Annotated in this window: 18 protein-coding genes and 1 riboswitch; of the genes, 10 read left to right on the top strand and 8 right to left on the bottom strand. The window is 72.4% G+C overall.

Annotated elements, in window-relative coordinates:
- Positions 1–364: 364 nt before the first annotated feature.
- Positions 365–2098: a DEDD exonuclease domain-containing protein gene (locus BJ982_RS32105; RefSeq protein ID WP_184889635.1), complete on the bottom strand. Its 1734-nt coding sequence runs from the start codon at positions 2096–2098 to the stop codon at positions 365–367.
- Between the two features lie 223 nt (positions 2099–2321).
- Between BJ982_RS32105 and BJ982_RS32100 the strand changes: the two genes are divergently transcribed.
- The 3 genes from BJ982_RS32100 to BJ982_RS32090 all read left to right on the top strand — a co-directional run bounded on the left by BJ982_RS32100 (position 2322) and on the right by BJ982_RS32090 (position 5672).
- The gene (locus tag BJ982_RS32100; protein ID WP_184886275.1) at positions 2322–2888 is read left to right on the top strand and encodes a hypothetical protein; all 567 of its coding nucleotides are present in this window, start codon (positions 2322–2324) and stop codon (positions 2886–2888) included.
- Positions 2889–3214: 326 nt separating this feature from the next.
- On the top strand, positions 3215–4537 hold the full coding sequence (locus tag BJ982_RS32095) for an NYN domain-containing protein (protein ID WP_184886273.1): 1323 nt from the start codon (positions 3215–3217) through the stop codon (positions 4535–4537).
- 148 nt (positions 4538–4685) lie between these two features.
- A complete protein-coding gene (locus tag BJ982_RS32090; RefSeq protein ID WP_239122840.1) occupies positions 4686–5672 on the top strand; it encodes a C40 family peptidase in 987 nt (328 codons plus the stop codon).
- A 349-nt stretch (positions 5673–6021) separates the two neighbouring features.
- Here the strand turns inward: BJ982_RS32090 and BJ982_RS32085 are convergent, their stop codons facing one another.
- Both BJ982_RS32085 and BJ982_RS32080 read right to left on the bottom strand, forming a co-directional pair.
- A complete protein-coding gene (locus BJ982_RS32085) occupies positions 6022–7326 on the bottom strand; it encodes an MFS transporter (RefSeq protein WP_184886268.1) in 1305 nt (434 codons plus the stop codon).
- Entirely contained in the window at positions 7323–7898 is a 576-nt protein-coding gene (locus BJ982_RS32080) for an ArsR/SmtB family transcription factor (RefSeq protein ID WP_184886266.1), read from the bottom strand. Before BJ982_RS32080 ends, BJ982_RS32085 begins: the two co-directional genes overlap by 4 nt.
- A 434-nt stretch (positions 7899–8332) precedes the next feature.
- A riboswitch (cyclic di-AMP (ydaO/yuaA leader) is annotated at positions 8333–8493 on the top strand.
- An 82-nt stretch (positions 8494–8575) separates the two neighbouring features.
- Here BJ982_RS32080 and BJ982_RS39950 point away from each other — a divergent pair.
- Positions 8576–9148 carry a C40 family peptidase gene (locus BJ982_RS39950; protein ID WP_275411671.1) on the top strand — a complete coding sequence of 191 codons (573 nt, stop codon included), beginning with the start codon at positions 8576–8578 and terminating at the stop codon, positions 9146–9148.
- A gap of 107 nt (positions 9149–9255) precedes the next feature.
- On the opposite strand, the gene BJ982_RS32070 is transcribed toward BJ982_RS39950, so the two are convergent.
- A complete protein-coding gene (locus BJ982_RS32070) occupies positions 9256–10128 on the bottom strand; it encodes a CHAP domain-containing protein (RefSeq protein ID WP_239122839.1) in 873 nt (290 codons plus the stop codon).
- A gap of 287 nt (positions 10129–10415) precedes the next feature.
- Between BJ982_RS32070 and BJ982_RS32065 the strand changes: the two genes are divergently transcribed.
- The 3 genes from BJ982_RS32065 (at position 10416) to BJ982_RS32055 (ending at position 13784) form a co-directional block, all read left to right on the top strand.
- Positions 10416–11309 carry a peptidase MA family metallohydrolase gene (locus BJ982_RS32065; RefSeq protein ID WP_184886264.1) on the top strand — a complete coding sequence of 298 codons (894 nt, stop codon included), beginning with the start codon at positions 10416–10418 and terminating at the stop codon, positions 11307–11309.
- A 64-nt stretch (positions 11310–11373) separates the two neighbouring features.
- On the top strand, positions 11374–12657 hold the full coding sequence (locus BJ982_RS32060; protein WP_239122838.1) for a M48 family metallopeptidase: 1284 nt from the start codon (positions 11374–11376) through the stop codon (positions 12655–12657).
- Positions 12654–13784: a glycosyltransferase family 4 protein gene (locus BJ982_RS32055; RefSeq protein WP_239122837.1), complete on the top strand. Its 1131-nt coding sequence runs from the start codon at positions 12654–12656 to the stop codon at positions 13782–13784. The genes BJ982_RS32060 and BJ982_RS32055 overlap by 4 nt, the downstream gene beginning before the upstream one ends.
- Positions 13785–13931: 147 nt before the next feature.
- On the opposite strand, the gene BJ982_RS32050 is transcribed toward BJ982_RS32055, so the two are convergent.
- Positions 13932–14756, bottom strand: a complete 825-nt coding sequence (locus BJ982_RS32050) for an IclR family transcriptional regulator (RefSeq protein WP_239122836.1) — start codon at positions 14754–14756, stop codon at positions 13932–13934.
- A 144-nt stretch (positions 14757–14900) separates the two neighbouring features.
- Here BJ982_RS32050 and BJ982_RS32045 point away from each other — a divergent pair, with 144 nt between their 5' ends.
- The 3 genes from BJ982_RS32045 (at position 14901) to BJ982_RS32035 (ending at position 18005) form a co-directional block, all read left to right on the top strand.
- Complete coding sequence (locus tag BJ982_RS32045) at positions 14901–16157, top strand: extracellular solute-binding protein (protein ID WP_184889618.1); 1257 nt, start codon at positions 14901–14903, stop codon at positions 16155–16157.
- Positions 16154–17092, top strand: coding sequence for a carbohydrate ABC transporter permease (locus tag BJ982_RS32040; protein WP_184886260.1), 939 nt, complete (start codon positions 16154–16156; stop codon positions 17090–17092). The genes BJ982_RS32045 and BJ982_RS32040 overlap by 4 nt, the downstream gene beginning before the upstream one ends.
- Before the next feature lie 73 nt (positions 17093–17165).
- A complete protein-coding gene (locus BJ982_RS32035) occupies positions 17166–18005 on the top strand; it encodes a carbohydrate ABC transporter permease (protein WP_184886259.1) in 840 nt (279 codons plus the stop codon).
- 43 nt (positions 18006–18048) lie between these two features.
- Here BJ982_RS32035 and BJ982_RS32030 read toward each other — a convergent pair whose 3' ends face one another.
- From BJ982_RS32030 to BJ982_RS32020, 3 genes are all read right to left on the bottom strand, one after another.
- Positions 18049–22296, bottom strand: coding sequence for a HAMP domain-containing protein (locus BJ982_RS32030; protein ID WP_184886258.1), 4248 nt, complete (start codon positions 22294–22296; stop codon positions 18049–18051).
- 151 nt (positions 22297–22447) lie between these two features.
- On the bottom strand, positions 22448–23188 hold the full coding sequence (locus BJ982_RS32025) for a 3-keto-5-aminohexanoate cleavage protein (RefSeq protein ID WP_184886257.1): 741 nt from the start codon (positions 23186–23188) through the stop codon (positions 22448–22450).
- Between the two features lie 22 nt (positions 23189–23210).
- Positions 23211–25025 (bottom strand): AMP-dependent synthetase/ligase, encoded by a 1815-nt coding sequence (locus BJ982_RS32020; protein WP_184886256.1) that lies wholly within the window; start codon positions 25023–25025, stop codon positions 23211–23213.
- Positions 25026–25149 lie beyond the last annotated feature (124 nt).

Raw genomic sequence — 25149 nt, 5'->3', positions numbered from 1 at the left:
TCACTCATACCTCGATCGGGTGAAGTGCCGGACATGTGCTGTCACCGCGGGTAACGCGGCAGGCTCGACGGGGAAGCCGGTATGGCGGGTCTCGATGCCGAGCACGTCGCGGCCGTCACGCGGAGAGCCGGATCGCGGCGCCGCGAACGCCTTCACAGGGTATAGCGGATATAGGGGTTACGCATGGTTATGAGGAGATTATTTATGCGGGATTATTGGCATTTATCGTCGTGAATGCATGACATAAGTGGCGACTTAGAGTTATGTGTGCTCTGGGAGCCTTATGCTTTTGTGTCGGATTCTTTGACCTGCGTGACAGCCGGCGCCAACGAGGTCACCCGATGGGGAAGGACGACCGGAGCCCTCAGGTGAGCGGCCTGCCCTCACGGCGCTGACGAGGCTCCAGGCCCTGGTAGGCGCGGTCGATGCGGCCCTTGAGGCGGCCCGCGCCGCGGGCGGGGGTGCTCCAGGTGCCGTCCACGCGGACCAGGCGGACGCCGGGGGAGTCGAGCCAGCGCAGGACGCACTCGGTCTCCTCGGCGATCGCGGCGGGCAGCGGGCCGGGGCCGGGGGTGACGGTCTCGGCGGTGGCGACCAGCGCGTCGACGTAGGGGACCGGGTGCGCGCCGCGCGGCATCACGCCCGCGGCGGCCAGCCGGCCGTGCCGGACGACGTGGATGTCCCAGCCGCCGTCGAACGACGGGCTCGCGGCGACCAGCTCCGGGATGCCGGTCAGGGACCGCAGGCGCTGCATGCGCGCGGCCGTGCGCACGTAGACGGCGAGCCGGTCGCGGTCGACCGCGGCCTCCTCGTAACGCTGCTCGGCGGCCAGCCGATCCATGCGGGCCTGGAGGGCGGCGAACACCGGGCCGGGGTCGTGCTCCATGGCCGACCGCGCGGTCTCGGCGTGCGCGCCGTACTCGCCGACGGTCTGCCGCCCCTCGCAGGGCGCGCCGCAGCGGCCCATCTCGGCCAGCGCGCAGGCGGACCGGCGGGTGCGCGGGGTGATGCGCTCGGTGCACTGGCGTAAGGGGACGGCCTCGTGCAGCGCGGTCCGGGCGTCCTCGGCGCCGCGGGAGGAGGTGAACGGGCCGAGGTAGGTGGCGGCGTCGGCCTTGACCTCGCGGACGATGGACAGGCGCGGGAACGGCTCGTCGGTGAGCTTGAGCCAGACGACCTTCTCGGGGAAGCGGGAGCGCCGGTTGTAGCGGGGTTTGGTGGCGCCGATGAGGCGCAGCTCCCTGACCTCGGCCTCCAGCGCGGTGGCGCAGACGATCGGCCGGACGCGCTCGGCGATGCCGATCATCTCGCGGATGCGCGGCCGGGTCTCGCTCGCGGTGAAGTACGACCGCACGCGGGTGCGCAGGTCGCCGCTCTTGCCGACGTACAGCGCCTCGCCGCGCTCGTCCTCGAAGACGTAGACGCCCGGGGCGCTGGGAATCGCGGCGGCGAGGTGGCGCTTGCGCTTCTGCTCGGGCGTGGGGGCGCGCACGAAGCCCCGCAGTTCCTCCAGCGTGTGGACGCCGTAGGCCCCGACGCGCTCGATCAGGCCGTGCAGGACCTCGACGGTGGCGCGCGCGTCGGCCAGGGCGCGGTGGCACGGCTCGGTGGAGGACCGGAAGAACCGGGCCAGCGTGGCCAGCTTGCAGTTGGGGACCTCGTCGCGGGTGAGGACGCGGCGGGCGAGATCGGCGGTGTCGACCACCGGGTTGGCCGGGGGAGCGTAGCCGCCGGCCTGGCAGCACGCCTTGATGAACCCGACGTCGAACGGGGCGTTGTGCGCGACGAGGGTGGCGCCGCGGATGAACTCCAGGAAGGACGGCAGGACCCGCTCGACGCGGGGGGCGGCGGTGACCATGACGTCGGTGATGCCGGTCAGGACGGTGATGAACGGGGGGATGGGACGCCCGGGGTCCACGAGCGTGGCGAACTCGCCGACGACCTCGCCGCCGCGGACCTTGACCGCGCCGATCTCGGTGATGGCGTGCTCGGCGGGCGAGCCGCCCGTCGTCTCCAGGTCGAACACGACGAAGGTCACCTGGTCGAGGGGCGTGCCCAGCTCGTCCAGCGTTCCCTGAACCCCGATCTCCACGCCCATGACCATACGGTCGCCGACCGACAGTTCCCCAGAGGGCACGGGAAATCCGCGTGGAATCCGGTCGCAACCCCGCGGCCCGACGATCGTTATACGACGTGCGTTCGGTGCGCTCCGGCGCCTCGGACGCCGCCGCCGGCGGTCTCTGGCCGGCGTGCCCGAAGCGGCCGCCCCGCAGGTCAGGGCGGCTTTGATCACTCGACTCCAGAAATATCCGGAGGTGCGCATGCGCAAGCCTGCCATCCTGATCGCGTCTCTCGCCGTCGCGGCGGGAACGCTCCTGTTACCCGCCTCCGCCCAGGCCGCCCCGGTCCCCGGCCGTACGGAGACCGCCGCCACCGCGCGGACGGTCGCCACCGCGGCGCGCGCGGACGTCGCCGCGGCCCGCCCGCGCGTCAACGTCAGCTACCCCAAGGGCATGCGGCGCGGCGGTTACGCGACCTACACCTTCAAGGTGACCGGCGCGCGCCAGATCCAGGACGACGGGCTCGTGCTCGCGACGTTCCTGCCGCCCAAGGAGGTCTCCAAGGTCCGCTTCCTGAGGAAGCCGCCGAACGCCTCGTGCTCCTACCGCAACCCGCGGGTGTACTGCGTGGTCCGGCTGGGCTCCGCCAACACGCTGACCATGCAGATCCGCGTGTGGGTGAAGTACCGGTACGGCGGCACCTTCATGGCGGACCACTACTGGGCGCCGGTCAGCTTCGAGTCCGGGCTGACCGCCCGCGACTACGTCGACCAGCTCACCCGGGATGACCGGATCGGACGGTCGAAGACCAAGATCTCGCTCCGCTGAGCGTCCCCCGGCCCCGCGCGTTCCCCCGCGGGGCCGGGTGGGCCCCAGCGCAGATCTTCCCAGCTCAGGCGTATCTTTCCGTTGCGGAGGCCATCCCCTGTCCCGGCGCCCGCGCGCTCGCGGGCGGAGGCGGCGTCCACCTGGGATCACACCTTCGTCGGGCCGGGCGTGCGCGGCCGGCCCGCCTGGAACGGCGGCCCGCGCGCGACGCGCGGAGGGCGCGCCGCGTGGGGAACCCGGCACTGTGCGCTCTGACCACGGACGCGTCAGCCGTACCCTTGTCGGATAGGGAGTTTCTGAACGGCCAGTCAGCTAGGGGAAGTCGGATGAGTTCAGCCGGTGAAGGTCTGTCTCGCCCGCTGCCCGAGCAGGTCCGCTTACACGTCGTCGAGCTCGCGGCCCAGGTGCTCGGCTCGATGCAACCCCCGGCGATCCCGCCTCCGCTGCGCGGCATCGCCAAGTTCGACCCGCGCAAGCGCGCCCGCCTGGGCAGCGCGCCGATCGCCGCGCAGCTCGAAACCGACAAGGAGTTCCGCGAGATCGTCGCGGAGGCGCTCAAGGAGGCCTGGCCCGAGCTGGTCGCGAGCCTGGAGGACGGCAACGTCCCGCCCGCCGCCGAGCCGGTGCTCGTGGCCGCCGCCGCCTACCTGACGCGCCCGCCCGGCTGGCCCGCGCTGGTGGAGACCGCGCGCGCCGACCTGGAGCAGGCGGCCGTCGTGGCCGAGGGCAGCGCGCAGGAACAGGCGCTGACGCGGCTGCGCGAGCAGCTCGCCGCGCAGAAGACCGCCGCCAAAGAGGAGGCCGACCGGCTGCGTGAGCAGCTCAAGGCGTCGCGGGCCGAGGTCGCCGACCTGCGCCGCAGGCTGCACGACGCCCGCGAGCGCGGCCGGCTCGCCGAGGAGCGCGCCGCCGAGCTGGAGGCGGCGGCCCAGGAGGCCAGGGCCGCCGTCAGCTCGGCCGCGAGCGCCGGCGAGACCGAGCTGCGCAAGCTGCGCGAGCGCCTCACCGACGCCGAGCGGCAACTGGAGGCCAGCCGCCGCGCGGCGCGCGAGGGGCGCAGCATCGAGGACGCCCGCATCCGCGTGCTCCTGGACACCTTGCAGGACGCCGCCGCCGGGCTGCGCAGTGAGCTGGCCCTGCCCGTGGCGATCAGCAGGCCGGCCGACTCGGTGAGCGCCGTCGCGCCCGGCCGTCCGTCGGTCAGGGCCGTGCCCGCCCGCGCGCTGTCCGACGACGACCCGGCGCTGCTCGACCAGCTCCTGGCGATCCCGCAGCTCCATCTGATCGTGGACGGCTACAACGTCACCAAGACCGGTTACCCCACGCTCACCCTGCTCGACCAGCGTTCGCGGCTTCTGACGGGCCTCGGCGGGCTGGCGGCGCAGACGCGCGTCGAGGTGACGTGCGCGTTCGACGGGGCCGAGCTGAACGGGCCGGTGCAGGTCTCCGCGCCGCGCGGGGTGCGCGTGCTGTTCAGCGCGCCCGGCGAGATCGCCGACGATCTCATACGGCAGCTCGTGCGCGCGGAGCCGCCGGGCCGCGCCGTGGCCGTCGTCTCCTCCGACCGCGAGGTGGCCGAGTCCGTGCGCCGCATGGGCGCCCGTCCTGTGCCGTCCACGCTGCTGCTGCGCCGCCTCGGCCGCGCCTGACCGGCGCTTTCGCCGGTTCGGGACGGCCTCCCACCGGCCGGTTTCGCGGCGGTCCCAAGAAATCATGAGAAAAGGTGCAGGTATCTGCGGCTTTTCTGTAGGATCACGCCCTGTCTCACTTGTCTCACATGAGGGGGCTGGCGTCCCAGTGCTCGCGCGTGGCATCCGGGGAGTCGGGCGGATTCCTGTCATCACAGGTCTGATCGCCGCCGTCCTGGTGACGCAGGCCGGCGGGGCCGGCGCCGAACCGAGGCCCACGGTCGCCCAGGCCAAGGCCAGGCTCGCCAAGCTCAACGAGCGCGCCGATCTCGTCGTGGACAAGTACAACGAGGCCGGCGAGCGCTGGAAGAAGGCCCGCAAGGACTACAACAAGGCCAACGGGCGCCTCAAGGAGCAGCTCGGCAGGATCGACGGCCTGCGCGCGGGCCTGGTGACGATGGCCGTGAGCACCTATCAGTCCGGCGACATGCTGGCCTGGCCGAGCCTGATCACCCAGGGCGATCCGGACGCGCTGCTGAGCGGGCTCTCCTCCGTCGACCAGATGTCGGCGGACCGGGCGCGCAAGCTCGCCGCCTATCAGCAGGCGACCGCGTCGATCCAGGGCGAGCGGGACGACGCCAAGAAGTCCTACGACAAGGCGATCGAGCTGCTGAACGAGCTCAAGCGCCAGAAGAAGGACGTCGAGAAGCTCGTCGGGGAGCAGGAGCGCCTGCTGCGCCGGCTCAACGCCTACAACCCCGGCAACCCCAACAGCCCGGGCATCAAGTACACCGGCCCGGCGTCCGGCAACGCGCGCGCGGCGCTGCAGTACGCCTTCGCGCAGGTCGGCAAGCCGTACCGGTACGGCGGCACCGGGCCCGACGGCTTCGACTGCTCGGGCCTCACGCTGATGGCCTGGCGGGCCGCGGGCGTCACGCTGCCCCGCACCGCCGCCCAGCAGTACAACTGGGGCGCCTCGCGGCGGGTGCCCCTCGGCGCCGTCCAGCCGGGCGACCTGCTGTTCGCCTCCGGCCTCGGCCACGTCGGGATGTACGCGGGCGACGGCAAGATGGTGCACGCGCCGCGCACGGGCAGCGTGGTGAGCGTGGTCCCGCTGTCCTCGTACCGGGGCATCTTCGCCGCCGTGCGTCCCTGACGCGGGAGCGTGGTCCCGGCGGCGCCGTTCCCGGCGCCGGATCGCCGGGGTGCGGAAATCCGGCACTGTTTCCTATTGACGACGCCTTAGTGCCGTGCAGCGGACGCACCTAACGGTGATACTAATATTCTGGCTGGCAATTCGGTTTGACTCGCAGAATATCCCGATATAAGCCAAATTATGCGGCTTAGGGGTGCTCGGATTTCTGGGGGTCGCGTGCGCGGATCCGTCACGCGCTCGTGCGGTCATGGTGACATTTGATAAAAAATGAGCACTCTTGATCGGGCGCCCGGGTGTCCCCGTGACCCGGCCGCGCACATCCGTTCCGCCCCTGGAACGGACCGGTTTCTCACGCCGCAGCGGCGGGCGCCGCAGGCAGGTCGCGGTCGCGCCGCAATGGCCCCGCGAGCAGAATGAGGCCGCTCAGGGCCACTCCCACCATGGCGATCCACATGGCGGGGCGCACGCCGAGCGCGTCGCCGAGCGCCCCCGCGGCCACGGCGCCGACCGGAAGCGTGCCCAGGTTGACGAACTGCATGGTGACCGAAACCCGGCCGAGCAGATGGCGCGGGCAGTACGTCTGCCGGAACGCGCCTTTGATCACGTTTCCCGCCACGACCCCCGCGACCACCATGAGGGCGCCCGCGATCCCGAGGGCCAGCGACGGCCCGGGGCGCGCGGCGGGCAGCAGCAGCCCGAACGGCGTGCACACCACCTCGCAGGCGATGAGGGCCCTCGCGCTGCCGAGGCGGCGCGCGATCGAGGTGGCGAGGACGGCGCCCGCGACGCCGCCGAGGCTGGTGGCGGCGATCAGGCCGCCCGCCGTCCCGGCGCTCAGGCCGACGTCGCGCACCAGGAAGACCACGAGGATGGCCTGGTAGCCGATGAGGAACAGGTTCGACACGGCCCCGAACAGGGTCATGACCCGCAGGTAGGGGTCGCGCAGGACGAACCGCGTGCCCTCGCCGATCTGCCGGAGCAGCGTGGCGGTCTCGCGCGCCGGGGCGGCCGCCTCGCGCGTCCGCATCGCCAGCAGGCAGGCCGCGGAGATCACGAAGGTGGCCGCGTCGGCGATCAGGCCGGCGACCGCCCCGAACGCCTGGGCGGCCAGGCCGCCCGCCCCCGGGCCCGCGACCTGGGCGGCCGACTCGCCGCCCTGGAGCTTGGCGTTGCCCTCCCGCAGGTCGGCCGTGGCGACCACCGAAGGCAGCAGGACCTGGTAGGCCGTCTGGAAGAACACCTTGGCGGTGCCGGCGACCAGGGCCGCGGCCATCAGGTGGCCGATGGTGAGCACGCCCAGCCACGCGGCCACCGGGACGCTGCAGAACGCCAGCGCCGAGACCACGTCGCAGGCCAGCATGACCGGACGCCGGGGCAGCCGGTCGACCCAGGCGCCCGCGGGCAGGCCGATGAGCAGCCACGGCAGCCACGCCGCCGCGGCCAGCACGCCCACGGCCAGCGCGTCGGCGTGCAGCGCGGTGACGGCCACCAGGGGCATCGCGACGCTGGTCACCGAGCTGCCGAAGGCGCTGGACGTCTCGCCGATCCACAGCAGGCGGAAGTCGCGCTCGCGCAGGAGGCCCCCGACGCCGCGGCGCGCGGGGGAGCGGCCGGGCGGCCCGGGATGCGGGGATCGCGCGTCCAGGGCGCTCATGGACGCCCCGGGACGCCGAAGGCGAACAGGAACACCGGGTCCCTGGAGGCGCCGTCGTCGGGGACGTCACGGGCCGCCCAGCGGTCGAACAGGGCGACGACCTCCCGGCTCACCTCGGCGAGCTCGGCGGGCGTCAGCCGCAGCCACTTGTCGGCGGAGAACGGCGCGTTGTCCCAGGCCGCGCGCTCGTCCTCGGTCATGGCGTAGTAGGCGCGGACGATGGCCACGTGGTGGTCCAGGTTGAGCGATTCGGCGGCGCCGGCCACGGCGGCGGAGGCGGGGTCGGACTCGAAGTCGCGGGTGGACCACCGGAGCGAGGCCGACACCAGGCGCCACCAGCGCTCACGCCGGTCGCGGGCCAGCTCGGGGGCCTCCTCGACCAGTTCGCCCGAGGCGAGGACCCGCAGGTGGTGGCTGACGTTGGCCACGGCCTGGCCGGTGTGCTCGGCCAGCATGCTGGCGGTGCAGGGCCCGTAGACCTTGAGCGCGTCCATGAGACGGCGCCGCAGGGGATGGGCCAGGGCGGCCAGCACGCGCGAGTCGGTGATCTGCCGGACGTTCTCGTTCTCCATGGGCCCCACGCTGGCATGAGCAACATGCCTTGCGCAACAGACATTGCTAAAGAACTCTTGCATATTGACATCTCTGGAGAGGCCCGCAACCGCCGATCCGGCCCGTCCAAGATCAAGACTTGTGTGACGGATGTGACGGATGTGACGAAGGGCGGGCCATGTTTCCGGCTATGTGAGAGGAATCACATTCGGGTAACAGAGGGCATTGATATGCAGGCGTTATCGGTTAGTGATCAGTCGTAATGATCTACGTTTCGTTGACCCACCCTTTGCTGGAATTTCGCAATCTGTGTAGCTTCTGGGCCGCGGCGAGCAACGCCATGCCGTCGCGAACGAGGGCCGGTCCGCAAGATCGGCCGACGTACCACCCATCCATTCGGCCGTCGTCGCCGGCACATGCCGGCGAAACCGGGAACCCCACAAGGAACCCACACCGCGGCGGCCTGCCGAATCCGTGCGGCAAGGAGCACGGAGCCGGGGACCCAATTGGCCTTCCAGCCGGAAGGCCGGGGGTGAATCGGCGCCCCGCGCGCCGTAGGGCTGCTTCCATGCCCGAATCCGTCAGCTAACCCGGTAGGCGTAAGTGGAAGATTCTAGGAGCGATCCTGTCCAGCACCACCCCTAGCCCCCGCCTGCCCCGAATCGCCAGGTTCTCCCTCGGCGGCGCCGTCCTGACCGTGACGGCCTCCGTCGCCCTGGCGACCCTGCAGGTGCCGGCGGCGGACGCCGCCACGCCGGTCACTCCCGTCGTTCCCCCGGTGGCCTCGGCGGAACCCGCGGCGACCACCCAGAGCGAGTCGGCGGCGACCACCACGGGCTCCACGGCCGCGAAGACGTCGAAGACCAAGAAGACCAAGAAGACCAAGCTGAGCAAGGCCGCACGGCAGCGCGTCAAGGCGCGCACCGCCGTGGCCGTGGCCAAGAGGCAGATCGGCGACCCCTACCGCTGGGGCGCCACCGGCCCCGGCGCGTTCGACTGCTCGGGTCTGGTCCTGTACTCCTGGCGCAAGGCCGGGGTCAAGCTGCCCCGTGTCACCGGCGCGCAGTACCGCGCGGTGCGCAAGAAGGTCTCGTGGAAGCACCTCCAGCCGGGCGACCTGATGTTCTTCCGCGGCCTCGGCCACGTCGGCATGTACGTCGGCCACGGCAAGATGATCCACTCCCCGAACAGCGGCTCGCGGGTGCGGATCGACAAGCTCAACGGCTACCGCAAGGGCAGCTTCGTCGGAGCCGTCCGCCCCGGCGCGTGACCGGTCCGGGCCCGCGCTGAGCGCACCGGACCGAAGGCCCCGTCCCCCTCACCCCTCGCGGGCGGACGGGGCCTTCGCGTTCCCGGCGCACGCGACGCCCGGCGGCCCTACCGGACCGCGAGCAGCACGCTCCAGGTCTCAGGGCCGACGATCGCGTCGACCTCGACGCCCGCGGCCTGCTGCAGCCGGCGGATGCCGGCCGCGTGCTCCGCGGTGAAGGCGTCGTCCCCGAGGCCCTCCAGCCCCGTGGTGTCCCGGGCCAGCATCAGGTGATGCATCGTCCGCACGTGCTTGCCGTGGTCGCCCTCGTGGAGCGTCGGAAGCTTCTCCACCATGGCCTCCGTCCAGTTGTAGGCGGGATTCCAGAATCCGGCGATGTCGGCCGCGCCGCGCACGGTGCGGACGCACCTGTCGCTCACGTTGCCCTCGATGGTCTGCAGGCGGCCGTCGCCCAGGTTGACCTCCACCACGCCCACGTGGTCGATCGCGCCGATGTCGTTCGATCCCTGGTGGTCGACGAACATGATCGCCCCCGGGCGGGCGTGCTCCTTGATCTGGGCCACCGTGCCCGTGTGCCAGCGGCCGAGCCGCAGGCCGTCCTCGGCGTGCCAGACGGTGTACGCCCGGTCGCCCTCCGGCAGCACCGCCTTCCTGTTGCCGGACTCCCGGGCCCAGTGGGTGACCGCCATGTCACACCAGTGGGCCGTCAGGAACTCCGAGCCGTTGCGCGAGGCGTAGTCCTCGGTGATCTGGTTCGGACGGCCGCTCATCCCGAGGTCCATGCGGGCCTCCTGGAGCATCCTCTCGGCCTCCGTGACCATGGTCCTCGGCAAGCCTTCGTAGACGCCGGTCTCCTCGTTGAGGTGGTAGCCGAGACCGATGAGGACCTCCTCCTCGTCCGGCTCGGTGGGCCCCCACGGGGGCTGGTCGACGTTCTCCTGTACGAGCTCGTACTCCGTTTTGATCTTGGCCTTGCTCATGGCCGGCCTCCACGGGTCGTGACGCGCCCCCTGACGCGGAATGTGGTCGATGATCCGCAGCCGTCAGGCGTGCACGGCCGGACGCCTCAGGCGATCCGCCGGGGCCCTTCCCGGCCCGGGCGGCTTCCGGCCGTCCAGGACTGCCCGGCACGCCCGTCAGATCGCGCCTCCGAGGACGAGGACGTGCCCACAGGGAGTGTTCCCGCCGTCGCGCGTGCCTCACCCCGTCCCGGAGCCGCGCCCTCGGGGGCGCGTTTCAGGGGCGGGGCGCCCGGTAGATTGCCCGCATGCGCGTCGTCCGGCTGGGGGCCTCACTGGCGGGCCTGCTGGCGGCCCTGAGCGCGCCGACGGCCGCTCCGGCGCTCTGGGGCGCCCTCCCGGCCGCGCCCGGGGCCTCGGCCGTCCTCGCGGCCCCGCCCGCCGCCACTCCCGACCCGGAGAGCCTCGCGCGGGCCGCGGTGGCCGGGCGCCCGGAGATCTGGGCGGGGGCGAGGATCGTCACGGGGGAGCGCGCCGTAGTGCTCGCCGCGGCACGGGCGGGCGCCGCCGAGACGGCCGACCTGGCCCGCGGGGCCGACCGGGCCGCGCGTGCCGTGGCGCGACTGGGCGGGCCGGTGCGGCCGCTGGTACTGCTGCCCGGCACCACCGCGCAGGCCGCCGCGCTCGCCGTGCCCGCCTCGGTGCGCGGGCTCGCCGCGGTCGCGGCGGCGGACCGCGTGATCGTCGAGCCCGCCGCGTACGCCCGGCTCAGCGACGCCGGGCGCGACGTCGTCCTGGCCCACGAGCTCACCCACCTCGCCACCGGCGCGGCCACGGACGCCCGCACGCCGAAGTGGCTCGTGGAAGGCTTCGCCGACTACGTCGGCTACCTGGACTCGGGCATCCCGGTGCCGACGGCCGCCGCCGAGCTGGCCGCCGAGGTCCGCGCGGGCCGGCGCCCGGTCGCGCTGCCGGGCCCGGACGCCTTCGCCCCGGGATCGCCGCGCCTGGCGCAGGCGTACGAGGAGGCGTGGCTCGCCTGCCGGTATGTCGTGGCCCGTTACGGTGAGCGGGCCCTTGTCGCCCTCTACCGTGAGTTCAGCGGGGGCGGCGCGCCGGGCGCGCTTCCCCGCGTGCTCGGAGTGAGCGCGGAGCGGTTCACCGCCGCCTGGCGCGCCTACGTGGTGGCGGAGCTGTCGTGACCGCCCGTCGCAGGCGCCGCGCCAGGGGCCGTGACCGCGGGGCACGGGAGAAAGGCTGGTATTGGTGGCGGAGCTGACCGAGGAGACCCGCCCCGGCAGGCGCGTGCGCGCGGCGGGCGCCGCGCTCGTGGCGCTCGGCGCGGTCATGGCCGCCGTCGTCGCGCTCACGACGCCCTGGGACCCCCTGGGCGGCGCCCCGGCCGTGCCGCCCGACCCGGCCCGCGACTTCACCCCCGCGCAGATCTCCCGGGCCGCCGCCTTCGACGCCGCCGTCAGCCCGCCGTCCTACCTGTCGCTGGCCGTGACGCTGCTGGTGGCGGGCGCGCTGGTCCTCACCCCGGTGGGGGCGTGGGTGGTGGGCCGGCTCAAAGGGCCGTGGTGGCTGCGCGCCCTGGCCGGGGTGCTGCTGCTGTCGGCGGTGACGCTGCTGCTCAAGTGGCCGTTCGGCATGTGGTACGAGACCCGCCTGCGCGCGTACGGGCTGTCCACGCAGGGCTGGGCCGGGTGGTCGCTCGACCGGCTGAAGAGCTTCGCCGTCCAGACCGTGCTGATCGCCGTGATGATCGTCGCGGTGGTGTGGCTGGCCCGCCGGTTCCGGGCCCGCTGGTGGATCCCCGCCGCCGCGGGGGCCTTCGCCCTCACCGTCGCGGCGTCGTTCGCCTACCCCGTCGTCGTGGAGCCGCTGTTCAGCGACTTCAGGCCCCTGCCGCACGGGCCGCTGCGCGCCGATCTGATCGCGATGGCCGGCCGCGACGGCGTCCCCGTGCGTGACGTCCTGGTCGCCGACGCATCCCGCCGGACCACCGCGCTCAACGCCTACGTCTCCGGCTTCGGCGCGACCCGGCGCGTCGTCGTCTACGACACGCTGCTGCGCGCTCCGCGGAAGGAGGTCGCGCTGGTGGTCGCGCACGAGCTCGGCCACGCCCGCGAGGACGACGTGCTGTACGGCACGCTGGTCGGCGGGCTCGGCGCCGCGGCGGGCGCGTGCCTGCTGTACCTGGTGGCCGGCGCGCCCGCGGTGCGCCGCCGCGCCGGGACGCCGTCGGTGGGCGACCCCCGGTCGGTGGGGCTGCTGCTCGGCCTGGTCACGCTCGCCTCCGTGCTGGCCGGTCCGGTGGAGAACGTGGTGAGCCGGGCGGTCGAGGCCCGGGCGGACGTCCACGCGCTCGACCTCACCCGCGACCCGGCGACGTTCGTGGCGATGCAGAAGCGGCTGGCCGTCACCAACCTCTCCGACCTGTCGCCGGACGCCCTGGACTACCTGCTGCACGCCTCCCACCCCACGACCCCGCAGCGCATCGCCCTCGCCCGTGCCTGGGCCCGCAAGAACGGGCTGCCCGAGCCGTGAACCCGCGGGGCCGCGTCCTGATCGTCACCAACGACTTCCCGCCGCGCCCGGGGGGCATCCAGGCGTTCGTGCACGCCCTCGCCGAGCGGCGGCCTCCCGGCTCGACCGTCGTGTACGCCTCGCGCTGGCCCGGCTGGGAGGAGTTCGACGCGCGCCGCCCCTACCGCGTGGTGCGCCACCCCACCTCGCTGATGCTGCCGCTGCCCGGCGTGGCCCGGCGCGCGGCGGAGCTGGTGCGGCGGGAGAAGTGCGAGACCGTGGTGTTCGGCGCCGCGGCCCCGCTCGGCCTGCTGGCCCCCGCGGTGCGCGCTGCCGGGGCGCGCAGGGTGGTCATGCTGACCCACGGCCACGAGGCGGCCTGGGCGGGCACGCCGCTGGCGCGCGGCGTGCTGGCTAGGATCGGCGGCCACGCCGACGCGATCACCTACCTCGGCGACTACACGCGGGAGCGGCTGGCCCGGGTGGTGCCGCCGTCCCGGCTGGTCAGGCTGGCCCCGGGCGTGGACACGGAGCTGTTCCGGCCCGGCGCGGGCGGGGCCGGGGTGCGCGCCGCGCTCGGCATCGGCGGCAGGCCCGTCGTGGTGTGCGTGTCGCGGCTGGTGCCGCGCAAGGGCCAGGACACGCTGGTGCGCTGCTGGCCGGCCGTGCTGCGCGCCGTGCCCGACGCGGTGCTGCTGCTGGTCGGCGGCGGCCCGTCGCGGCGCGCCCTGACGCGGCTGGTCGCGGCGCGCGGGCTCGGCGGCTCGGTGGTCGTCACCGGGCCGGTGCCCTGGAGCAGCCTGCCCGCCTACTACGACGCCGGGGACGTGTTCGCCATGCCCTGCCGCACCCGCCTGCGCGGCCTGGACGTGGAGGGGCTCGGCATCGTCTACCTGGAGGCGTCCGCCACCGGGCTCCCGGTGGTCGCGGGCCGCTCGGGCGGGGCGCCGGACGCGGTGCGCGACGGGGAGACGGGCCTGCTGGTGGACGGCGACCGCCCCGAGCAGGTGGCCCGCGCGCTGGCCGTCCTGCTCAAGGACCCGGACGCGGCCCGCGAGATGGGCGCGCGCGGCCGGGCGTGGATCGAGCATGAGTGGCGCTGGGACCTGGTCGCCGCGCGGTTCTCCGAGCTGCTGGCCGGCGGCTGACCGGGTCATCGCGTTCGCACATGTCAATCGCGAGGGTGTGCACTCGCTCCGACATGTTCCCCCACGCTCGCACACGACCGCGCCGGGCGCGGGTGGCCGATCGAGGCCGGCCCCCTCTGCCCGGCCTCGATCGGCGGCCGCGCGGGGTCAGCGGGTGGCGCCCAGCTTCCTGGAGACGCGCAGCGCCGCCTCGGCCACCAGCGGCCCGAGGTGGCGCACCCGGGCGGCCGTGATCCGCGAGGTCAGGCCGGATACGGAGATCGCCGCGGTGACCGCGTCGCCGTGGCCGAAGATCGGGGCGGCCACGCAGCGCACCTCGGGCTCGTTCTCGCGGTCGTCCACCGCGTAGCCGCGCTGGCGGATCCTGTTGAGTTCGGCGCGCAGGTGGGCCGGGTCGGTGATGGTGAAGCGGGTGACGGCGGGCATCCCGGCGGCCACGACCTGCTGCAGGTCCGCCTCCGGCTGCCAGGCGAGGATCGCCTTGCCCACGGCGGTGCGGTAGGCGGGCACGCGGCTGCCGATGCGCGAGGCCATGCGCACGGTCGCGGTGTTCTCCACCTTGTCGATGTAGACCACGTCCGGCGGGTCGTACACCACCAGGTGGACGGTCTCGCGGACCTCGGTCATCAGCCGGTGCGACTCCTCGGCGGCGACGGTGCGCAGGTCGAGGGTGGCGAGGTAGGCCTGGCCGAGCAGCAGGGCGCCGTGCCCGAGCCGGTAGGCGCCGGTCCTGCGGTCGCGTTCCAGCAGCCTGGCCTCGATGAGCGGGGTGGTCAGCCGCAGCACGGTGCTCTTGGAAACCCCGAGCTCCTCGGCCAGCGAGGTGAGGGACAGGCCCTGACCGGTGCCGGCGTGGTCGCGGACGTGGTCGAGCACGGCCAGCGCGCGCCGCAGCGACAGCGACTGGTTGCGCGCGGGAGTGGCGGGGCCGGTCAGGGGGGTCGTGGAACGGTGATCCGGCTTATCGAACACGCAGGTCAACTTAGGCTCACGAAAGCCGATGACGCCACTTTGCACCATAAGATTCCGCAATGCACAACAAATCACCCTGACTCTTCCCGTGATCGCGGGCCGCTTTCTAAGGTCTGCCGCCAACGGGAGGAGACTGCTGTGAGAATGCTTGACCGGGCGGTCGCGGGATTGGCCCTGCTGGCCCTGGCCGCCTGCGCGCCCTCCACCGCCCCGGCGACGAGCGGCGGAGACGAGAAGTCGGGAACGCTGCGGGTGTGGCTCTTCGACGAGCCGAACCGGGCCCCCAAGGAGAAGGTCGTCGGCGAGGCCATCAAGGAGTTCACCGCCGCGAACGCGGGGGTGAAGGTCGAGGTGTCCTACATCCCGACGACCCCCGCCCGGCACGAGAAGTTCAAGGGCGCGTTCAACGACCCCGCCAGCGCCCCCGACGTCGCCGAGTACGGCAACACCGACCTGGCGGAGTACGCCGCCGCGGGCGGGTTCGCCGACCTCGGCGCCGACCTGCAGGCGTGGACCGAGGGCAAGGACGTCAACGCGGAGCTGCTGAAGACCGCCACGGTCGACGGCAAGGTGTACGGCCTTCCGTGGTACATCGGCATCCGCGCGCTGTACTACCGCACCGACGTCTTCGACGAGCTCAAGCTGAAGCCGCCGGCGAGCATCGACGAGCTGATCTCCACCGCGCGCGGGATCCGCGAGAAGAAGCCGGACCTGTACGGCCTCGCGGCCGGCGGCGAGTACACCTTCGGCGCCCTTCCCTTCGTGTGGAGCGCGGGCGGCGACATCGAGAAGCTCGACTCGCCCGAGTCGCGCAAGGGCGTGAAGCAGTACACCGACCTGCTCGCGGACGACAACTGCCCGCCCCAGGCGTGCGCCGGCCTCACCGGCGGCAAGACCGTCGAGCTGTTCGCCAGCGGCAAGGCGGCCATGGCCATCGCCGGCAACTTCAACAGGTCGGCCATCGACGCCGGGGCCGCCGCGGGCAAGTACGCCGTCATGCCGCTGCCCGGCCAGGAGCCCGGCTCGGTCGCCCCGGCCTTCGCGGGCGGCAACAACCTCGGCGTCATGAAGAACAGCAAGCACCGCTCGCTGGCGGTGAAGTTCCTGCAGCTTCTCGGCGGCAAGACCTACCAGACGAAGATGTTCGAGGCCATGGGCAACCTGCCCACCCTGACCTCGGCGCGCGACGAGCTGGCCGCCAAGGAGGCGTTCCTCAAGCCGTTCATGGACACGGTCGCGGCGGGCACCCGGTTCGTGCCGATCGACCCCGCCTGGGTGAAGATCGACAACCAGAAGGTCATCCCGACCATGTTGCAGAAGGTCGCCACCAAGCAGGCCACCGTCGAGCAGGCCACGACGGAGGCCGCCGCCGCGGTCAAGGCGGCGTTCGGCGGCTCATGACGACGGTTACCACGGCGCCCGCCGGCCCGGCCACGAGCGCCGGGCGGGCGGCGCCGCGCCGCGCCGGCCGGCTGCGGCCCTGGATCTACCTGCTCCCCGCGGCGGCGGTCCTGCTGCCCCTGCTCGGCTACCCCGTCTACATGCTCGGCCTGCTGTCGGTGTTCGACTACCGGCAGGCCCAGGTCAGCGGCGGGGAGCCGACCCGCTTCATCGGCCTGGCCAACTACGCGGCCCTCGCCGGGGACCCGCGGTTCTGGTCGGTGCTCGCCCAGACCGTGGTGTTCGCCGCCGCGCTGGTCGTCGCCACCCTGGCCGTCGGCGCGGCGCTCGCCGTGGTGCTGACCAAGGCGGGACGGGTGCCCCGCCTGCTGCTGTCGCTGGCGGCCATGGCCGCGTGGGCGGCGCCGGCCGTCACCGGGTCCACGGTGTGGATGTTCCTTTTCGACGCCGACCTCGGCCTGGTCAACCAGGTGCTCGGCCTCGACGGGTACAACTGGTTCTACGACAAGTGGGTCGCGTTCCTCATCATCGGCGCCACCGTCGTGTGGCACTCCTTCCCCTTCGTCATGGTGACGCTGTACGCGGGCATCCAGGCGATCCCCGGCTCGGTGCTGGAGGCGGCGGCGCTGGACGGCGCCTCGGCCTGGCAGGCGTTCTGGCGGGTCATGGTGCCCATCCTGCGCCCGCTCATCACGATCGTGGTCATCCAGTCGATCATCTGGGACTTCAAGATCTTCACGCAGGTGTACGTGATGACCAGCGGCGGCGGCATCGCGGGACAGAACTCGGTGCTGAACGTGTACGCCTACCAGACCGCCTTCGGCTCCTCGGAGTACGGGCTCGGCTCGGCGATCGGCGTCGTCATGACCCTGATCCTGCTGGTCGTCACCCTGCTCTACATCCGCGCCCTCTACCGAGGAGGGGAGAAGCTGTGACCTCCCGCGCCCCCGCCGTCCCCGCCTGCCCGGCCGGAACGCCGGCGCCGCACGCCGTCCGCGGAGGGACGCCGTGAACAGGTCCCGCGTGGTCGCGAGCACGATCGCCGTGGTCGCGGCCCTGGTCACGCTCTTCCCGATCTACTGGATGGTGCTCTCGGCGTTCAAGCCGCCGGGGGAGATCCAGTCGCTGGAGGTCCGCCCCTGGACGCTGCACCCGACGCTGGAGAGCTTCCGGCGGGTGCTCGGCGGCGAGGACTTCGGCCGGTACTTCCTCAACAGCCTCGGCGTCGCCCTCACGGTCGTCGTCCTGTCGGCCGTCGTGGCGTTCCTCGCCGCCGTCGCGGTGACCCGGTTCCACTTCCGGTTCCGCACCACCGTGCTGATCATGTTCCTGATCGCGCAGATGGTGCCGGTCGAGGCGCTGACCATCCCGCTGTTCTTCCTGGTCCGCGACATCGGCGCGGTCGTGCCCGGCGTCGGGCTGAACACCCTCGGATCGCTGATCATGGTCCATCTGGCGTTCTCGCTGCCGTTCGCGATCTGGATGATGCGCGGCTTCGTCGCGGCGGTCCCCGAGGCGCTGGAGGAGGCCGCCACCATCGACGGCGCGAGCCGCGCGGTGATCCTCTGGCGGATCCTGTTCCCGCTGGTAGCCCCCGGCCTGGTCGCGACCAGCGTGTTCTCGTTCATCGCCGCCTGGAACGACTTCATCTTCGCAAGGACGTTCATCATCTCGGCCAAGGACAACCAGACCCTGCCCGCCGCGCTGCTGGTCTTCTTCAAGCCGGACGAGAACGACTGGGGTGGCATCATGGCCGCCTCCACCCTCATGACCATCCCCGTCCTGATCTTCTTCGTGGCCGTCCAGCGCCGCCTCGTCGCCGGCCTCGGCGGCGCCGTGAAGGACTGAGCCTCCGGGCGGGCGGCGGTCCTTATCGAGGTCCGCCGCCGGGTCAGAGCTGGAGCCAGCGCTGCATGCGGTCGATCAGTTCCTCGGAGTCGACGGGCTTGGTGACGTAGTCGCTGGCGCCGGAGGAGAGGGTCTTCTCGCGGTCGCCGTGCATGGCCTTGGCCGTGACCGCGATGATCGGCAGGCTGGCGAAGCGCGGCATCTCGCGGATCGCGGCCGTCGCCGCGTAGCCGTCCATCTCGGGCATCATGATGTCCATCAGCACGAGATCGACGTCGTCGTTGCGCATCAGCATCTCGATGCCCTTGCGCCCGTTCTCGGCGTAGAGCACCTGCATGCCGTGCAGCTCCAGGATGTTGGTCAGCGCGAACACGTTGCGCACGTCGTCGTCGATCACCAGCACCTTGCGGCCGAGCAGGCCGCTGTCGACCTGCTCGACGTCGCGCGGCGCCTCTTCGAGGGTGGCCTGCACCAGCGGCAGGACGTCCCCGGGCCCCTTGGCCGACAGGTGGAGCGTGATGCGCTCGCGCAGCTCGTCCAGGCTGGGCAGGCGCTCCAGCGGCTGGGTGCGGGACCGGCCCTGCAGCAGTTTCTCCTGGTTGCGGGTCAGCTTGCGCGTGTGGTGGGCCAGCACCGGCAGCGTGCGCAGCACCGGGTCGTCGTCGAGCCTGCGCAGGAACTCGGCCGCCGCGTCGTGCGGCATGCCGAGGTCGAGCACGATGCAGTGGTAGCCCGACGAGGTGAGCGCGGCCATGGCGCTGTCGGGGTCGCTCGCCGTGGTCACCCGCACCGGGCCGTGCGTCACCGACAGGTCGGCGACCACGCTCTGCGCCAGCAGCGACAGCAGGCCGTTGGCCCGGCCCTCCACGACCAGCAGCCTGCGGCCCTCCTCGTCCGGCGCGGAATCCACCGGCACCGGCGCCGGCAGGTCGATCGGCTGGCGGAGCAGGATCTCGGGCACCGCCGGCGCGGCGGCCTCCGGCCGGGCGTCGGCGGAGGGCTGCTGGGCGAAGCCGCTCATCGGCAGGTACAGGCTGAACGTGCTGCCCTCGCCGAGCGCGCTCACCGCGCGGATCTCGCCGTTGAACAGCGCGGCGATCTCGCGGCTGATCGACAGGCCGAGGCCCGTGCCGCCGTACTTGCGGCTGGTGGTGCCGTCCGCCTGCTGGAAGGCGTCGAAGATCTGCGACAGGTTCTCGTCGGCGATGCCGATGCCGGTGTCGGTGACGTGGAAGACCAGCGCCTCCTGCGGCGGGCCGCCGTGGGGCTCCAGCGTGCCGCGCTCGACGCGCAGCTCGACCGACCCGGCCTCGGTGAACTTCACCGCGTTGGACAGCAGGTTGCGCAGCACCTGGCGCAGGCGCTGCTCGTCCATGAGGAGCTGGGTGGGGACGTCCGGGGCGATCCGCACGTCGAACCGCAGCCCCTTCTCGGTGGTCATCGGGCGGAAGGTGGCCTCGACGTAGTCCAGGAGCTGGCGCAGGTGGAACGGCTCCAGCGTGAGGTCCATCTTGCCCGCCTCGATCTTGGACAGGTCGAGGATGTCGTTGATGAGCTGCAGCAGGTCGGTGCCCGCCGAGTGGATCACGTTGGCGTACTCGACCTGCTTGGCGGTCAGGTTGCGCGCCGGGTTCTGGGCGAGGAGCTGGGCCAGGATGAGCAGCGAGTTGAGCGGGGTGCGCAGCTCGTGGCTCATGTTGGCCAGGAACTCGCTCTTGTACTTGGAGGCCAGCGCGAGCTGCTGCGCGCGTTCCTCCAGCTCCTGGCGGGCCTGCTCGATCTCACTGTTCTTGGTCTCGATGTCGCGGTTCTGCTGGGCGAGCAGCTCCGCCTTCTCCTCCAGCTCGGCGTTCGAGCGCTGCAGTTCCTCCTGCCGGACCTGAAGCTCGGTCGCCAGGCGCTGCGACTCGGCCAGCAGGGCGTCGGTGCGGGCGTTGGCGACGATCGTGTTGACGTTGACGCCGATCGTCTCCACCAGCTGTTCGAGGAAGGCGCGGTGGACCTGGGTGAAGTTGTTGAGGCTGGCCAGCTCTATCGCGCCGAGGACCTGGTCCTCCACGACGATCGGCAGGACGATCAGGCTGACCGGGCCCGCCTGCCCGAGGCTGGAGGAGATCGTGAGGTAGCCGGCCGGGACGTCCTCGACCAGGATCGTGCGCTTGGCCAGCGCCGCCTGGCCCACCAGCGACTCGCCGAGGGAGTGGCGGCGCGAGACCTCCTGGTGGCCGTAGGTGCCGACCACGCGCAGCTCGATGCCGCGTGGGGTGTCCTCGGCCAGCAGGAACGTGCCGTGCTGGGCCAGGACCAGCGGCGCCAGCTCGTTCATGACCAGCTCGGCCACGACCGCGAGGTCCCGGTGGCCCTGCATGATGCCGGAGATGCGGGCCAGGTTGGTCTTCAGCCAGTCCTGCTCCTCGTTGGCGCGGGTGGTCTCACGCAGGGACTTCACCATGGAGTTGATGTTGTCCTTGAGCTCGGCCACCTCGCCGGAGGCGTCCACGGTGATCGAGCGGGTCAGGTCGCCGGAGGTCACCGCGCTGGTCACCTCGGCGATCGCGCGGACCTGGCGGGTCAGGTTCCCGGCCAGCTCGTTGACGTTCTCGGTCAGGCGCTTCCAGGTGCCCGACACGCCCTCGACCTCGGCCTGGCCGCCCAGGCGGCCCTCGCTGCCCACCTCGCGGGCCACGCGGGTGACCTCCGCCGCGAACGAGGAGAGCTGGTCGACCATCGTGTTGATCGTGGTCTTCAGCTCCAGGATCTCGCCGCGGGCGTCCACGTCGATCTTCTTGGTCAGGTCGCCCTGGGCGACCGCCGTGGTGACCTGGGCGATGTTGCGGACCTGGCTGGTCAGGTTGTTCGCCATGGAGTTGACGTTGTCGGTGAGGTCCTTCCAGGTGCCAGCGACGTTCGGCACCCGCGCCTGGCCGCCGAGCTGGCCCTCGGTGCCGACCTCACGGGCCACGCGGGTGACCTCGTCGGCGAACGCGCTCAGCGTCTCCACCATCGTGTTGATCGTCTGCGCCAGCGCGGCGACCTCGCCCTTGGCCTCGACGGTGATCTTCTGCGACAGGTCGCCGCGCGCCACGGCGGTCGCGACCTGCGCGATCGAGCGGACCTGGCCGGTCAGGTTGGAGCCCATGACGTTGACGTTGTCGGTGAGGTCCTTCCAGGTGCCCGACACGCCGCGGACGGTGGCCTGGCCGCCGAGGTTGCCCTCGGTGCCGACCTCGCGGGCCACGCGGGTGACCTCGTCGGCGAACGCCGAGAGCTGGTCGACCATCGTGTTGATGGTCTCCTTCAGCTCCAGGATCTCGCCGCGGGCGTCCACGCGGATCTTCTGCGACAGGTCGCCCTTGGCGACGGCCGTGGTGACCTCGGCGATGCTGCGGACCTGCGCGGTCAGGTTGTCGGCCATGACGTTCACCGACTCGGTGAGCGCCTTCCACGTGCCCGACACGCCCTTGACGTCCGCCTGGCCGCCGAGACGCCCCTCGGTGCCGACCTCGCGGGCCACGCGGGTGACCTCGTCGGCGAAGGAGGAGAGCTGGTCGACCATGGTGTTGAGGGTGTTCTTCAGCTCCAGGATCTCGCCGCGCGCCGAGACGGTGATCTTCTGCGAGAGGTCGCCGCGTGCCACGGCCGTGGCGACCTGCGAGATGTTGCGGACCTGGTCGGTGAGGTTGCCCGCCATCGAGTTCACCGAGTCGGTCAGGTCGCGCCAGGTTCCGGCGACGCCGGTGACCTGCGCCTGGCCGCCCAGCCGTCCGTCGGTGCCGACCTCGCGGGCCACGCGGGTGACCTCGTCGGCGAAGGAGGAGAGCTGGTCGACCATGGTGTTGATCGTGTTCTTCAGCTCCAGGATCTCGCCGCGCGCCGAAACGGTGATCTTCTGCGAGAGGTCGCCGCGCGCCACGGCCGTGGTGACCTGGGCGATGCTGCGGACCTGGTCGGTGAGGTTGCCCGCCATGGCGTTCACCGAGTCCGTCAGGTCCTCCCAGGTGCCGGACACGCCGGGGACCTCGGCCTGGCCGCCGAGCTGCCCCTCGGTGCCGACCTCGCGGGCCACGCGCGTCACCTCGGAGGTGAACAACGAGAGCTGGTCGACCATGCCGTTGAAGACGGTGGCGATCTCCTTGTAGAGGCCGTCGCCGTCCTCGGGGAGCCGCGTGCCGAAGTCGCCGTCGCGGACGGCCGTGAGCCCGGCCAGCAATTGGCGAAGGTCGACGTCCGGGCTTCCCGTCCCGCCCCGGGAGGGTCGTCCGCGTTTGGCCGTGCTGACGTTCTCCACCATGACCACCTTTAACAATCCGGGCCCCAACGCCCCGTCACGCCATCGTATAGAGGCGATTCCCGTGCGTTGAGGCGTCGGCGGGCACCTCCCGGGCCGGTCGCTGCCCTGGGCAGGCGAATCTAACCGCCGGGAAGGGGTGGCCGGTGGCCGCCTACCCCTGCGCGGAGCGGGCGAGCGCGAGGCGGACCAGCTCGGCGTTGCCGCTCACCGGCTCCCCGGACGGCCCGTGCAGGACGTCCTCCAGGCCCATGCGGCCGGGCAGCCCCCGGCGCACCGCCTCCTCCAGCAGCGGCCAGGCCGCCGCGCCCTCGCCGTGCAGCAGGCGCGGAGCGGTCAGGCCGAGGGCGTCGAGCCTGTCCAGGACGCGCGCCGCCTCCGGCACGGCGTCCTCGGCGGACGCGTCCATGATCTCGACGAGCACGCGCATGACCCGGCCGGCCAGACCGGAGGCGGCCAGCTCCTCGGCGTCGTCCCGCGACCACACCCCGGCCTCCACGCCCACCCCGGACTCCAGCACGGCCACGGCAAGGTCGTGGAACCCCGGCTCGGAGACGTTGCAGGAGGCGAAGTCGGGCCGTTCCTCGTCGGGGAGCGGCGCCCACGCGCGAACCGCGCTCAGCCGGGCCTCCACGTCGCCGCCGGTGATCCACAGGCCCGTCGAGACGCCCACCGGCAGCCCCGGCACGGCCCTGCGGATCGCGGAGACGGCGGCCCCGACCGCCGGCGCGGCGAGTGTTTCCAGCCCGCCGGCGTCACGGGGATGGGCGTGGACCGCCGACGCTCCCTGCGCGGCCACGGCGCGGGCGTCGTCGGCCAGGTCCTGAGGAGTGAGCGGCAGCGCGGGGTGTTCGCCCGGCGCGCGCCCGCCGTTGAGGGATGCCTTCAACCACACTCGGCCACCGTACCGGGGACGCCTATGCGCGGGTGTCCACCGCGTACAGATTGTCGATGTCCTTGCCGAAGTCCCGCACGACGAGGTTGCGCTTGACCTTCAGCGAGGGGGTGAGATGGCCGCTCTCCTCGGTGAAGTCGGTGTCGAGGATCACGAACTTCTTCACCTGCTCGGCCTTGGAGACCAGGGTGTTGGCCTCGTCCACCGCCGACTGGACCGCGGCCACGACGGCCGGGTCGGAGGCCAGCTCGGCGATCGAGGCCCCCTGCCTGTCGTTGGCGTTCTTCCACTGGTCGAGCGCCTCGGGGTCCAGCGTGACCAGGGCGGCGACGAAGGGCCGGTCGTCGCCCACCACCATGGCCTGGCTGACCAGCGGGTGGGCCCGGATGCGGTCCTCCAGGGGGGCGGGCGCGACGTTCTTGCCCGCCGCGGTGACGATGAGCTCCTTCTTCCTGCCCGTGATGCGCAGGTAGCCGTCGGAGTCCAGCTCGCCGACGTCGCCGGTGTGGAACCAGCCGTCGGCGTCGACGGCCTCGGCGGTGGCCCCCTCGTTGTTCCAGTACCCGTCGAAGACGTGGCGGCCCTTGACCAGCACCTCGCCGTCGCCGGCCACGCCGATCGTCACGCCCGGGAACGGCTTGCCCACCGTGCCGATCTTGTTGGCGCCGGGGATGTTGACCGTCGAGGGCGCGGAGGTCTCGGTGAGCCCCCACCCCTCGAAGACCTCGATGCCCGCGCCCCTGAAGAAGTGGCCGAGGCGCTCGCCGAGCGCCGAGCCGCCCGACACCGCGGCGGTGAGCCGGCCGCCGGTGGCCGCGCGCAGCTTGGCGTACACGAGCCGGTCGTACAGGGCCCGCCGCAGCCGCAGCCCGGCGCCCGCGCCGCCCGAGCTCTCGGCCGTGCTCCAGGCGATCGCGGTGGCCACCGCGCGGTGGAAGATCCGGCTCTTCAGCGCGCCCCCGGCCGAGGCCTTCTGCTCGGCCGCGTTGTAGACCTTCTCGAACACCCGCGGCACGCCGAGCAGGAACGTCGGCTTGAACGCCGCGAGGTCGGGCGCGACGTTCTTCATGGTAGGCGTGTGGGCGAGCACCGTGCCGGTCTCGATGAGCACGACCTGGATGAGGCGGGCGAAGCTGTGCGCGAGAGGCAGGAACAGCAGCGCGGCCCGGCCGTCCGTCTCGAACAGGGCCTCCAGCGGGCCGGTGGCGACGTTGCGCGCGGTGAACAGCAGGTTGTCGTGGCTGAGGCGGCAGCCCTTGGGGCGCCCGGTCGTGCCGGAGGTGTAGATGATCGTGGCGAGGTCGCGGCCGCCGCGTGAGGTGCGGCGCTCCTTCAGCGTCTCGTCGGGGACGTCGGCGCCGCCCGCGGTCAGCCGCGAGAACGCGCCCTGGTCCACGCACCAGACCGACGGCTTGTCCGGCAGGCCGGCGACGGCCCGCGTCACGACCTCCTCGTGCGCCTCGCTCTCGACGATGACGACGGTGGCGCCGCTGTCGGAGACGATCCAGTTCACCTGGTCGGCCGAGGAGGTCTCGTAGATCGGCACGCCGACCCCGCCCGCCGCCCAGATGGCGTAGTCGGCCACCGTCCACTCGTAGCGGGTGCGCGACATCAGGGCCACCCGGTCGCCGGGCCGCACCCCCGCGTCGATCAGGCCCTTGGCGACCCCGGCGACCTGGTCGCGGAACGCGGCCGCGGTCACCGGGACCCAGGCGCCGCCGTCCTTGCGGCTGATCACCACGGTGTCCGGCTCCTGCTCGCCGCGGGTGAAGACGGTGTCGGCGCAGTTGGCGGACGCCGGGACGTCCACCAGCACGGGAACGCTGTACTCGCGCACGTTCAACTCCTCTGGCGGACCGCCGGTAGTTCCGTCACAGACCCCTTATCACGGGCGAATCCACGCTATCAGTGTCGTCCGTCCGGTAGCCCTGTCGTGAGCGACGTGTCGCTCACCCGGACAA

It is taken from the genome of Sphaerisporangium siamense (assembly GCF_014205275.1).
GTDB lineage: Bacteria > Actinomycetota > Actinomycetes > Streptosporangiales > Streptosporangiaceae > Sphaerisporangium > Sphaerisporangium siamense.
This window is presented reverse-complemented; position numbering and strand designations above follow the sequence as displayed.